The 11,477-nt window shown below is 69.6% G+C and carries 10 protein-coding genes and 1 other RNA gene; 6 read left to right on the forward strand and 5 right to left on the reverse strand.

Going from position 1 to position 11,477, the window contains the following annotated elements:
• Nucleotides 1–34 precede the first annotated feature (34 nt).
• Nucleotides 35–772, forward strand: coding sequence for a zinc ribbon domain-containing protein (locus tag H516_RS0100205; RefSeq protein ID WP_022887713.1), 738 nt, complete (start codon nucleotides 35–37; stop codon nucleotides 770–772).
• A gap of 20 nt (nucleotides 773–792) precedes the next feature.
• Nucleotides 793–1,170, forward strand: an RNA gene (gene rnpB, locus H516_RS21035) — RNase P RNA component class A.
• Nucleotides 1,171–1,212: 42 nt separating this feature from the next.
• Here the strand turns inward: rnpB and ppgK are convergent.
• Together ppgK and map are read right to left on the reverse strand one after the other, a co-directional pair.
• Nucleotides 1,213–1,965 (reverse strand): polyphosphate--glucose phosphotransferase, encoded by a 753-nt coding sequence (ppgK, locus tag H516_RS0100210; RefSeq protein ID WP_022887714.1) that lies wholly within the window; start codon nucleotides 1,963–1,965, stop codon nucleotides 1,213–1,215.
• A 42-nt stretch (nucleotides 1,966–2,007) separates the two neighbouring features.
• Nucleotides 2,008–2,871, reverse strand: coding sequence for a type I methionyl aminopeptidase (gene map, locus H516_RS0100215; protein WP_022887715.1), 864 nt, complete (start codon nucleotides 2,869–2,871; stop codon nucleotides 2,008–2,010).
• Nucleotides 2,872–2,882: 11 nt separating this feature from the next.
• Here map and H516_RS0100220 point away from each other — a divergent pair, with 11 nt between their 5' ends.
• Nucleotides 2,883–3,068 carry an SPOR domain-containing protein gene (locus H516_RS0100220; RefSeq protein ID WP_022887716.1) on the forward strand — a complete coding sequence of 62 codons (186 nt, stop codon included), beginning with the start codon at nucleotides 2,883–2,885 and terminating at the stop codon, nucleotides 3,066–3,068.
• A gap of 21 nt (nucleotides 3,069–3,089) precedes the next feature.
• Here H516_RS0100220 and panB read toward each other — a convergent pair whose 3' ends face one another.
• Nucleotides 3,090–3,971 carry a 3-methyl-2-oxobutanoate hydroxymethyltransferase gene (gene panB / locus H516_RS0100225; protein WP_022887717.1) on the reverse strand — a complete coding sequence of 294 codons (882 nt, stop codon included), beginning with the start codon at nucleotides 3,969–3,971 and terminating at the stop codon, nucleotides 3,090–3,092.
• Nucleotides 3,972–4,070: 99 nt separating this feature from the next.
• Between panB and H516_RS0100230 the strand changes: the two genes are divergently transcribed.
• Nucleotides 4,071–5,426 carry a glutamine synthetase family protein gene (locus tag H516_RS0100230; RefSeq protein ID WP_022887718.1) on the forward strand — a complete coding sequence of 452 codons (1,356 nt, stop codon included), beginning with the start codon at nucleotides 4,071–4,073 and terminating at the stop codon, nucleotides 5,424–5,426.
• A 25-nt stretch (nucleotides 5,427–5,451) separates the two neighbouring features.
• The gene (locus tag H516_RS0100235) at nucleotides 5,452–8,448 is read left to right on the forward strand and encodes a bifunctional [glutamine synthetase] adenylyltransferase/[glutamine synthetase]-adenylyl-L-tyrosine phosphorylase (protein WP_022887719.1); all 2,997 of its coding nucleotides are present in this window, start codon (nucleotides 5,452–5,454) and stop codon (nucleotides 8,446–8,448) included.
• Between the two features lie 146 nt (nucleotides 8,449–8,594).
• Here the strand turns inward: H516_RS0100235 and glnA are convergent, their stop codons facing one another.
• Complete coding sequence (gene glnA, locus H516_RS0100240) at nucleotides 8,595–10,019, reverse strand: type I glutamate--ammonia ligase (protein ID WP_022887720.1); 1,425 nt, start codon at nucleotides 10,017–10,019, stop codon at nucleotides 8,595–8,597.
• 137 nt (nucleotides 10,020–10,156) lie between these two features.
• On the opposite strand from glnA, the gene H516_RS17430 reads away from it, so the two are divergent.
• On the forward strand, nucleotides 10,157–10,630 hold the full coding sequence (locus H516_RS17430) for an RDD family protein (RefSeq protein ID WP_022887721.1): 474 nt from the start codon (nucleotides 10,157–10,159) through the stop codon (nucleotides 10,628–10,630).
• 58 nt (nucleotides 10,631–10,688) lie between these two features.
• On the opposite strand, the gene H516_RS0100250 is transcribed toward H516_RS17430, so the two are convergent.
• On the reverse strand, nucleotides 10,689–11,402 hold the full coding sequence (locus H516_RS0100250; protein WP_022887722.1) for a DUF4191 domain-containing protein: 714 nt from the start codon (nucleotides 11,400–11,402) through the stop codon (nucleotides 10,689–10,691).
• Between the last annotated feature and the right edge of the window lie 75 nt (nucleotides 11,403–11,477).

Raw genomic sequence — 11,477 nt, forward strand, 5'->3', positions numbered from 1 at the left:
TGACTCCCACCCCGACCCCCACGAGGAGCAACACGTGAAGGCCAGCCCCGCCGAGCAGCAGGAACTCCTGCGCCTGCAGTCGATCGACACCCGGGTCGCGCAGCTCGCGCACCGCCTCGGCTCACTGCCGCAGACCGCTCCGCTGGCCGAGCTCGGGCAGCGCGATTCCGCCGTGCGCGGCACCCGCGCCGAGGCGATCGGCACGCTCGAAGACGCGAAGGCCGAACTCGCGCGGCTCGAGTCCGACGTCGCGCTCGTCGAGGCGAGGATGGCCCGCGACAGCGAGCGGCTCCAGCACACCTCCTCGGTGAAGGACGTCACCGCGCTCGAGGCCGAGCTCGCGTCGCTCGCGAAGCGCCGCTCGGACCTCGAGGACCAGGAGCTCGTCGTCATGGAGCGCGTCGAGGAGGCCGAGGTCGCCGTGTCGAGCATCGACCTCCAGCGCGCCGCGATCGTCACCGAGGTGACCGCGCTCGAGGCCGAGCGCGACGAGGCGGCCGGCACGCTCGCCGTCGAGCGCGAGCAGACCGAACGCGACCGCGAGGTCGTCGCCGCCGGCGTCCCCGCCGAACTGCTCGCCTTCTACGAGCAGCGGCGCGCCCGGGGTGCCGGCGTCGGTGCGGCCCTCCTGCGCCAGCGCACCTGCGGCGGCTGCACGATCACCCTCACGGGCTCCGACCTCGAGCAGGTGCGCCGCGCCGCGCACGACGACGTGGTGCAGTGCCCCGAGTGCGACCGCATTCTCGTGCGCACCGACGAGTCGGGTCTCTGACGCTAGACTTCAGGGGCGAGTGGGTCGGCAAGACGGTCGCGTCGCACGGTCTCGATCGTGCGCCGAGGAACGTCCGGGCTCCACAGGGCAGGACGGTGGGTAACACCCACCCGGGGCAACCCGCGAGACAGTGCCACAGAAAGCAGACCGCCCGGTGCGCAAGCGCCGGGTAAGGGTGAAACGGTGGGGTAAGAGCCCACCAGCGGTCGCGGTGACGCGATCGGCTCGGTAAACCTCGTCCGGAGCAAGGCCAGACAGGGAACGATGGGGCTGCCCGTCCCGTTCCCGGGTAGGCCGCTGGAGGGTCACGGCAACGTGCCCCCGAGAGAGATGGCCGTCCAGCCGGTGTCGCGCAAGCGCCCGGTGAACAGAACCCGGCGTATCAGCCGGCCCGCTCGCACCGAACGGCGCTTCAGCGGCGCTCGGCGCGCCCCGGCGTCCTACTTCGCCGCGAGCGAAGCGGCGCCGAGGAGCCCTGCGTTGTTGCGATGCATCGCCGGCACGATCGGGGTCTTCAGCTCGAGCAGCGGCAGGAACTCCCCGTGGAACTTCGAGACGCCGCCGCCGACGACGAACAGGTCGGGCGAGAAGATGAACTCGACGTGCGCGTAGAAGCGCTGAAGCCGCACGGCCCACTGCGACCAATCGAGCCCCTCCCGCTCCATCGCCGAGTAGGCGGCGCGCTTCTCGGATTCGAGCCCGTCGAGCTCGAGGTGCCCGAGCTCGGAGTTCGGCACGAGCACGCCGTCGTAGAGGAACGCCGAGCCGATCCCGGTGCCGAGCGTGGTGAGGATCACGAGCCCATCGGCGTCGACCGCCGCGCCGTAGCGCGATTCGGCGTAGCCGGCGGCATCCGCGTCGTTGATGAAGTGGATCTCGCGGCCGAAGGCCTGCTCGAACAGCTCTTCCGCGGGAAGGCCGATCCATTCGCGCGAGATGTTCGCGGCCGAGAGCGTCCGCCCGTGCTTCACGATCGAGGGGAAGCAGACCCCGAGGGGGAGGGAATCGTCGAAGTCGGCGGCGAGCCTCGTGAGCAGTTCGTCGGTCGCCGCGAGGATGTCGTCGGGTCGGCCTCCTTCGGGCGTCTTCACCTTGATTCGCGGGGAGACGAGCGCGCCGGAACGGAGATCGACGACGGCCCCCTTGATGCCCGTGCCGCCGATGTCGATGCCGATCGCGAGTTCCGTGCTCATGCGATTCACCCTAGCCCGAGCGGCCGGCTCGAGCGCCTGGGCTCAGGGCAGCGTGAGAATCTCGGTGCCGCGCTCGGTGACGACGAGGGTGTGCTCGAACTGGGCGGTGAGTGAGCGGTCGCGGGTGACGACCGTCCAGTCGTCGGCCCACACGTCTGCCTCGATCGACCCGACGGTCAGCATCGGCTCGATCGTGAACACCATGCCGGGCTCGATCACGGTCGTGGCGTCGGGGTCGTCGAAGTGGGGGATCACGAGCCCCGTGTGGAACGCGCGCCCCACGCCGTGCCCGGTGTAGTCGCGCACCACCCCGTACCCGAAGCGCTTCGCGTACGCCTCGATCGCGCGCCCGATGACGTTCACCCGACGGCCGGGTGCGACGGCGCGGATGCCACGCGCAAGCGCCTCGCGCGTGCGCTCGACGAGGAGGGCGGCCGCGTCGTTCGCCTCGCCGACGAGGAAGGTGTGGTTGAGGTCGCCGTGCATGCCGTCGAGGAACGCGGTCACGTCGATGTTCACGAGGTCGCCGTCGGCGAGCACGGTGTCGTCGGGGATGCCGTGGCAGATGACCTCGTTGACCGAGGTGCAGCTCGACTTCGGGTACCCGCGGTAGCCGAGCGTCGACGGGTAGGCACCGTGCGCGACGACGTACTCGTGCGCGATGCGATCGAGCTCGTCGGTCGTGACGCCCGGCCTGATCGCCGCGGAAGCGGCTTCGATCGCGCCCGCCGCGACACGTCCGGCGGCCCGGATGCGCTCGATCTCGTCGGGGGAGTAGCGGTCGCCGTCGCGGTTCGGGGCGGGGGAGGTGCGACCGACGTACTCGGGGCGGGGGATCGACGCCGGGACGGCGCGATTCGGTGACAGTCGGCCGGGGATCAGGTGGCCGGAGGCGTCCTTGGGCATAGGATCAGCCTATGGCCGAGGACATCGAGCACCGGTACTGGTACAACCTCAAGACCGGCGAGGTCGAGCACGGATTCGTCTCGCCGTCGGTGGATCGCGTCGGCCCGTTCGAGACGCGCGCGGAGGCCGAGCGTGCGCTCGAGATCCTCCGTGCGAACAGCGCGAAATGGGCCGAGGAGGACGCCGAGGAGCGCTGAGCGGCGCCCGCGCCCAGGGCACTACTCGTAGGAGTGTTCGGCGTTCGGGTAGCCGCCCGACTCGACATCGTCGCGCCACGCCTTGGCGGCGTTCGCGAGAATGCCCGAGAGGTCGGCGTACTGCTTGACGAACTTCGGTACGCGCCCGATCGTGAGACCGGCCCAGTCGGTCCAGACGAGCAGCTGACCGTCGGTGTGCGGGCCCGCACCGACACTGATCGTCGGGATGTCGAGCAGCTCGGTGACCTGGCGCGCCGCGTCCGCCGGAACCATTTCGAGCACCACGGCGAAGGCACCGGCATCTTGCACGGCCTTCGCATCGGCGAGGAGTTGCCTGACGCCCTCGCCACGCCCCTGGATGACGTGGCCGCCGAGGCCGTGCTCGCTCTGCGGGGTGTAGCCGATGTGCGCCATGACCGGGATGCCCGCTCCGACGATGCGGCGGATCTGCTTGTGGCTGCGCTCACCGCCCTCGAGCTTGACGGCGTGGGCGCCGGTCTCCTTCATGAAGCGCACCGCGGTGTGCAGCGCGTCTTCGGGGCCGTTCTCGTAGGAGCCGAACGGCATGTCCGCGACGACGAAGGCGCGCTTGACGGCGCCCGCGACGGCGCGCGTCAACGGGATCAGCTCGTCGACCGTGACGGGAAGGGTGGTCTCGTAGCCGAGCACGTTGTTGCCGGCCGAGTCGCCGACGAGGAGGAAGTCGATGCCGGCTTCGTCGAAGATGCGAGCCGTGAGCTGGTCGTAGCTCGTGAGGCCGGTGATCTTGATTCCGTCGCGCTTCGCATTCTGGAAGTGCCGCGTGCGCACCCGCTTCGGTGCACCCGGCGACGGCGCGCCCCCGTACGGGTTCTGCTCGACCGGCTGGTCGTCGGATGCTGCGGTCTGGGGCTCGCCTGACATGTCGCCATCCTCGCACACGCCGTCGGGGCAACCGCCCACGGCGCGTCGCGGCGAAGCGAGTGCGAGCCAGTACGCTGGAGGGTGCGAGAGAGGGTGTGGATGGATAAGCAGCGTGACTTCGTTCTTCGCACGATCGAGGAGCGGGGCGTCAAGTTCGTCAGGCTCTGGTTCACCGACGTCGTCGGCACCCTGAAATCGGTCGCGATCGCACCGGCCGAGGTCGAGGGCGCGTTCACCGAGGGCATCGGATTCGACGGCTCGGCGATCGAGGGTCTCAGTCGCACGTACGAGTCCGACCTGCTGGCGTACCCCGATCCGTCGACGTTCCAGACGCTCCCGTGGCGCGGCGACATCGACCCGACGGGCCGCATGTTCTGCGACATCACGACGCCCGACGGAGAGCCGGCGGTCTCCGACCCTCGCAACGTGCTGAAGCGCACGCTCGCACGGGCCGCCGACCGGGGCTTCACGTTCTACACGCATCCCGAGATCGAGTTCTATCTGCTGCGCTCGTCGAAGTACGGCGAGGCGGGCCCCGAGCCGGTCGACTCGGCCGGCTACTTCGACAACGTGCCCGGGGGCACGGCGCACGACTTCCGGCGCCGTTCGGTGCGCATGCTCGAAGACCTCGGCATCTCGGTCGAGTTCAGCCACCACGAGGCCGGACCAGGCCAGAACGAGATCGACCTCCGCTACGCCGACGCGCTGACCACCGCCGACAACATCATGACGTTCCGCACGGTCGTCAAAGAGGTCGCGATCGAGCAGGGCGTCTACGCGACGTTCATGCCGAAGCCGTTCGCGCTGCAGCCCGGAAGCGGCATGCACACCCATTTGTCATTGTTCGAGGGCGACGCGAATGCCTTCTACGAGCCCGGTGCGCAGTACCAGCTCTCGAAGATCGGCCGCCAGTTCATCGCGGGACTCCTGCGCCATGCGTCGGAGATCTCCGCGGTGACGAACCAGTTCGTGAACTCGTACAAGCGGTTGTGGGGCGGGGTCGGGCCTGACAAGCTCGCGGAGGCGCCGAGCTTCATCTGTTGGGGTCACAACAACCGCTCGGCGCTCGTGCGCGTGCCGCTCTACAAGCCCAACAAGGGCCAGAGTGCTCGGGTCGAGTACCGCGCGATCGACTCGGCAGCGAACCCGTATCTCGCGTTCTCGCTGCTGCTGGCCGCGGGAATGAAGGGGATCGAAGAGGGCTACGAGCTGCCGCCCGAGGCCGAAGACGACGTGTGGGCGCTCACCGACAGTGAGCGCCGCGCGCTCGGCTACAGCCCGCTGCCCGCAAGCCTCGACCACGCCATCGAGTACATGGAGACTTCCGAACTGGTCGCCGAGACGCTCGGCGAGCAGGTCTACAACTACGTGCTCGCGAACAAGCGGGCCGAGTGGCGCGACTATCGCTCGCAGGTCACGCCGTTCGAGTTGCAACGCAACCTCGAGATTCTCTGACCGCGACGTGTCTCGACAGGCGCCGATGCTCGGTCGGCTCGCGCGGGCGGGCTTCGATGATCTCGATCGGGCGTCGGCCGGTCTCGGCCGGCTCTCGCAAGCGACCGGCCTCGACGGCGAGGCGCTGCTCGAGGCGCTCGGCAGCGCCGCCGACCCCGACTCGGCCCTCGCAGAGCTCGAACGCCTCCATGACCGTGCCCCCGCCGAGCTCGTCGCGGTGCTCGCCGAACCGGCGGCCGCCGAACGTCTGACGCGACTCGTGGGAGCCTCACGCGGGCTCGCCGAGTTCCTGAGCCGGCATCCCGCCGACCTCGCGCTGCTGCAGGCCGTGCCGATGCCGCCGCCGTCGTCGGCCGAGTCCCGGGCACTCCTCCTCGCAGCGGTCGACGAACTTCCGAGCGAGGCCGCAGCCGATCCCGATGCCGTCGCCGCCGCGATTCGTGCGCGGTATCGTCGACTGCTCGCCGGCGTCGCGGTGTACGACCTCACCCGCCACGATGCCGTCGACGCCGTCGACGTCGTCGCCGCAGGCCTCGCCGACCTCGCGGGCGCGGTGCTCGATGCGGCGGTCGCCGGCGCACGCCGGATCATCTCCCGCGGGGAGGGTGCCCCCGCCGCGCCCGGCCGGTATCCCGCGGACGAGGTCGCCTCGACACGGCTCGCGATCATCGGCATGGGCAAGGCCGGCGCACGCGAACTGAACTACGTCAGCGACGTCGATGTCATCTTCGTCGCCGAGTCGGCCGACGATGCCGTCGTGGTCACGCCGCGCGCGGTCGAGATCGCGACGCGCCTCGCGATGGTCGCGATGCGCCTCATCGGCGAGCCCGGCATCGAGCCGCCACTCTGGGAGGTCGACCCGAACCTTCGCCCCGAGGGCAAGGACGGCGCGCTCGTGCGCACCCTCGACTCGCACCTCCAGTACTACGAGCGCTGGGCGAAGAGCTGGGAGTTCCAGGCGCTGCTGAAGGCGCGTCCGCTCGCCGGCGACCTCGAGCTCGGTGCCCGTTACACGGCCGGCGTGGCACCGATGGTCTGGTCGAGCTCGAGCCGCGAGGGCTTCGTCGAGTCGGTGCAGCGCATGCGCGAGCGGGTCACCGAGCACATCCCGGCCGACGAGGTCGACGTGCAGGTGAAGCTCGGCCCGGGTGGACTCCGTGACATCGAGTTCACGGTGCAGCTGCTGCAGCTCGTGCACGGGGCGAGCGACGACTCGATCCGCCAGGCCGGCACTCTGCCGGCGCTCACCGCCCTCGCCGACGGCGGGTACGTCGGTCGTGAGGAGGCGGGGGAGTTCTCGCGCGACTATCGCGTGCTCCGCGTGCTCGAGCACCGGCTGCAGCTCGAACGCCTGCGCCGAACCCATCTCATGCCCCGCGACGCCGACCGGCTTCGAGTGCTCGCCCGGGCTTCGGGGCTCGGCCGCGACGCGGCCGAGCTCACCCGGGTGTGGCAGTCGACCCGGCAGCGCGTGCGTGGGCTCCACCAGCGTCTCTTCTACCGCCCGCTGCTCTCGGCGGTCGCCGCGTTGCCCGCGTCGGGCCTCGAGCTCACGAGTGCCCAGGCCGAGGCGCGTCTCGCCGCGATCGGGTTCAGCGACCCGCGCGGGGCCCTCGCGCACATCGCTGCGCTCACCACGGGCCTCTCACGCCGTGCGACGATCCAGCGGCATCTCATGCCCGTCCTGATCTCCTGGTTCGCCGAGGGCACCGATCCCGACTTCGGGCTGCTCTCGTTCCGTCGCCTGAGCGACACGCTCGGCACGACGCACTGGTACCTCAGGCTCCTGCGCGATTCGTCTGACGCCGCGCTCCGCCTCACCCGGGTGCTCTCCGGCTCCCGCTACGCGGCCGAGCTCCTCGAACGCGCCCCCGAGGCCGTCGCCTGGCTCGAAGACCTCGAGGAGTTGCGGCCGCGTTCGCTCGCGGCGCTTCAGGACGAGACCCGCGCCGTCCTCCGCCGGCACGGCGAGACCGACGACGCCGCGAAGATCTTCCGCGCGATCCGTCGGCGCGAGATGCTGCGGCTCTCCCTCGCGGGAATCCTCGACGTCTGCACCGTCGAAGAACTGGGCCACGGACTCAGTGATCTCACGGAGAACCACATCGCCGCGCTGGTGTCGGCGATTCGCGGCGAGGGGCCCGACGGCATCGAGTTCGCGGTGATCGGCATGGGCCGTTTCGGCGGGCGAGAGCTCGGTATCGGCTCCGACGCCGACATCATCTACGTATACCGGCAGCAGGGCGCCGAGGCCGACGCCGCGCATTCACGAGCCCTTCGCATCGTGAGCGAGCTCGTGCGCCTCTCCGAGGACGCACGGCTTCCCTTCGACCTCGACGCCGACCTCCGCCCCGAGGGGCGCAACGGGGTCGTCGCCCGCTCGTTCGACGCGTACCGGGCCTACTACTCCCGCTGGTCGCTCACGTGGGAGGCGCAGGCCCTCTTGCGCGCTCGCGGCGTCGCGGGCGACTCGGCCCTCGTCGCCGACTTCACCGAACTCGCCGACACTGTGCGCTACCCGACCGAGATCGCCGAGCAGGCGGTACGCGAGGTCAAGCGCATCAAAGCCCGCGTCGAGAACGAGCGGCTGCCTCAGGGCGCCGACCCCACCCGGCACCTGAAGCTCGGTCGCGGGTCGATCTCCGACGTCGAGTGGTTCGTGCAGCTCGTGCAACTCCAGCACGCCGCCGAGATCGCGGCGCTGCGCACGACCTCGACCCTCGTGGCCCTCGAAGCGGCGACCGAGGCCGGGCTCATCGAGACCGACGACGCCGATACCCTGCGCGCCGCCTGGGTATTCGCCTCCCGCGCCAGATCGGCGCTGACGCTGTGGCTCGACCGCACGACCGACGTGCTGCCCGTCGAGCGTTCTCAGCTCGAGGGCGTCGCGCGCATCATGGGTTACCCCGCCGGCTCGGCGACCCGGCTCGAGCACGACTACCTTCAGCTCACCCGGCGCGCCCGCGCGGTGTTCGAGCGCGGGTTCTACGGCCTCGAGCCCAGGCGCGATCCCACCGTCTGACGATCAGTGCTCTCGGCAGCACGGATGCCACGGCGCCGGCCCCGTGGCATCCGCGATGATGCCGTGCCTCGTCGCGCTGGAAACGGCCGGAGGGCCGCCCCGCTCTCGCGGGACGGCCCTCCGGGGCAGCAGGGGGCTGCGGGTGATCAGACGCCGTAGTAGAGCTCGAACTCGAACGGGTGCGGGCGCTGAGCGAGGGGCTTCAGCTCCTTCTCGCGCTTGTAGTCGATCCAGGTCTCGATGAGCTCCTTGGTGAACACGCCGCCCTCGAGGAGGAAGTCGTGGTCGCCCTCGAGCGCGTCGAGCGCGGCGTCGAGCGAACCCGGCAGCTGCGGGATGGCCTTGGCCTCCTCGGGCGGGAGCTCGTAGAGGTCCTTGTCGACGGGCTCGTGGGGTTCGATACGGTTCTTGATTCCGTCGAGGCCCGCCATGAGCTGTGCGGCGAAGGCGAGGTAGGGGTTGCTCGCGCCGTCGGGCACGCGGAACTCGATGCGCTTGGCCTTCGGGTTGGTACCGGTGATCGGAATGCGGATGCACGCCGAGCGGTTGCCGGCCGAGTAGACGAGGTTGACGGGAGCCTCGAAGCCGGGAACGAGCCGGCGGAAGGAGTTGACGCTCGGGTTGGTGAAGGCGAGCACGGCCGGGGCGTGCTTCAGCAGGCCGCCGATGTACCAGCGGGCGAGATCGGAGAGCCCGCCATAGCCGGCCTCGTCGTAGAACAACGGCTTGCCGTCGTTCCAGAGCGACTGGTGGGTGTGCATGCCCGAGCCGTTGTCGCCGAAGAGGGGCTTCGGCATGAACGTCGCCGTCTTGCCCCACTGGTCGGCGGTGTTCTTCACGATGTACTTGAACTTCAGGATGTCGTCGGCCGCGTGCACCATCGTGTCGAAGCGGTAGTTGATCTCCTGCTGGCCGCCCGTGCCCACCTCGTGGTGCGAACGCTCGAGCTGGAAACCCGCCTCGATGAGCTTGAGCGAGATGTCATCGCGCAGGTCGGCGGTCTTGTCGACCGGGCTGACCGGGAAGTAGCCGCCCTTGAAGGGCGTCTTGTTGCCGAGATTGCCGCCCTCCTCCGTGCGGCCGCTGTTCCAGGCGCCCTCCTCGGAGTCGACCGAGTAGAAGCTCGAGTGCTGGTTGACCTCGTAGCGCACGTCGTCGAAGATGTAGAACTCGGCCTCGGGGGCGAAGTACGCGGTGTCGGCGATGCCGGTCGAGGCGAGGTACTTCTCGGCCTTCTTGGCGACCTGGCGCGGGTCCTTCGCGTAGATCTCGCCGTTGCGCGGGTTGTAGATGTCGAAGACCATCACGAGCGTGCGCTCGGCGCGGAACTGGTCGAGGTACGCGGTCGTCACATCGGGGATGAGCTGCATGTCGGACTCGTGGATGTTCGCGAAACCGCGGATCGAGGAGCCGTCGAAGAGCTGACCGACCGTGAAGAACTCCTCATCGACCGTCGAGGCCGGGATGTTGAAGTGCTGCTGCACACCCGGGAGGTCGGTGAAGCGGATGTCGAGGAACTTGACATCCGTCTCCTTGATGAACTTGAGCACTTCGGACGAATCGGTGAACATGTTTCGGCGTCTCCAAGGGGGCGGGTAGCGGAACGGTCTTGCACAGCCACGAGCGACGCTATCGGCGCGCCGTTTCCCGACCGTGACCGGAATGTTTCGGCCATGTTACGCCGGTTCGGCTTCGGTAGAATCGTCTGGTGCCCGACGCGAAACCTCAGACATTCGGTGATCTCGAACCGAGCCGTTGGCCCGGCGAACGCCTCGGTCTCCCCGATGAGGGGCGCGGTTCGGTGGCCCGGGCGGGCCGCCGCATCGCGGCGCTCCTCGTCGACTGGGGCAGTGCGATGCTGCTCTCGCTGCTCGTGACGCCCTACGAATCGGTGGCGTACACGTGGGTCACTCCGCTCGTGTTCGCGGTGCTGCAGATCGTCTTCATCCCGACGATCGGGGGCAGTCTCGGCCACAGGCTCTTCGGCATGCACCTCGTCGCGGTCGAAGGCGGCTGGGTCGGCTTCGTGCGCCCGATCGTGCGCACCGGGCTTCTGCTCCTCGTGATCCCCGCGCTCGTGTGGGACTCCGACCAGCGCGGCTTCCACGACAAGGTCGCCCGCACGGTGCTCATCCGCTCGTCGTCGTCGGGCGAGGCATCCGGCCCAGCGAACCCCCGCTGAAACGACGAACGCGGCACCCGTCGAATCGAGACGGATGCCGCGTGGTCGAGGTGTGCGTTCAGCGCATCTTGCCGCGCTGCGGCCGCGCCTTCATGGGGTCGATGCCCTTCGGGATCGGCAGCGCCGTCTGGAGCGAGTTCAGCCGGTTCGAGACCGCGAGCACCTCGGGCTTGGTCAACGCCTTCTTCGTCTTGCGCAGGGTCGCGGCGAGACGGTACAGCTCGATCGAACCATCGTCGTGCCCGACCGAGATGAGCGTGATGGGAACGTTCGGGAGCACGCGGGCGACCTTGCGCTGCTCGTCGTCGAGCATGCGCTGGGTGCGGGAGACCGGGCCCTCGCTGATCAGTGCGACACCGCCCTTGCCCACGGCGCGGTACACCGCGTCCTGGGTCTTGCCGTTGACGGCGACGGGCATCTCGTTGCCGACCCAGCTGCCGCGCAGACCGCTGCGGAGCACCGCGCCCACTGCGCCCGGCTGGCCGTCGATCTGCGAGTACGCGGCTCGCTCGGCACGTCGGCCGAGCACCACGAGGGCGAGAAGGAGGCCGGCCAGGACGCCGGCGACGACCCAGAGGGCGATGGTGAAGCCGTTGCCCTCGCCGAGCAGGAGCGCGAGCGCGAGCCCCACGATGATCGGCCCGAGGAATGCCAGGAGCATCAGCCACTGCGCGGTCGAGTCGTAGCGGCGGGTCATCTGGAAGACCTGCCACATCTGCTTGAGGCGGCCGGGCTCCTTCTGAGCCTTCGATGCGTCCTTGGTGCGTGCCATGGTTCCTAGGATACCGGCGGCCGGGGCCTGCTCGGACCGCGTGGGACGTCGCGATCCGAGCAGGTCGTGCGGGCG

Origin of the sequence: Agromyces italicus DSM 16388 (assembly GCF_000421545.1) — a bacterium.
GTDB classification, from domain to species: domain Bacteria; phylum Actinomycetota; class Actinomycetes; order Actinomycetales; family Microbacteriaceae; genus Agromyces; species Agromyces italicus.

Bases quoted from the DNA above. Each gene is read 5' to 3' on its own strand.
- ppgK (WP_022887714.1), bottom strand. From the start codon at position 1,965: ATGAGCACGGAACTCGCGATCGGCATCGACATCGGCGGCACGGGCATC.
- map (WP_022887715.1), bottom strand. From the start codon at position 2,871: ATGCCCAAGGACGCCTCCGGCCACCTGATCCCCGGCCGACTGTCACCG.
- H516_RS0100220 (WP_022887716.1), top strand. From the start codon at position 2,883: ATGGCCGAGGACATCGAGCACCGGTACTGGTACAACCTCAAGACCGGC.
- panB (WP_022887717.1), bottom strand. From the start codon at position 3,971: ATGTCAGGCGAGCCCCAGACCGCAGCATCCGACGACCAGCCGGTCGAG.
- H516_RS0100230 (WP_022887718.1), top strand. From the start codon at position 4,071: ATGGATAAGCAGCGTGACTTCGTTCTTCGCACGATCGAGGAGCGGGGC.
- H516_RS0100235 (WP_022887719.1), top strand. From the start codon at position 5,452: ATGCTCGGTCGGCTCGCGCGGGCGGGCTTCGATGATCTCGATCGGGCG.
- glnA (WP_022887720.1), bottom strand. From the start codon at position 10,019: ATGTTCACCGATTCGTCCGAAGTGCTCAAGTTCATCAAGGAGACGGAT.
- H516_RS0100250 (WP_022887722.1), bottom strand. From the start codon at position 11,402: ATGGCACGCACCAAGGACGCATCGAAGGCTCAGAAGGAGCCCGGCCGC.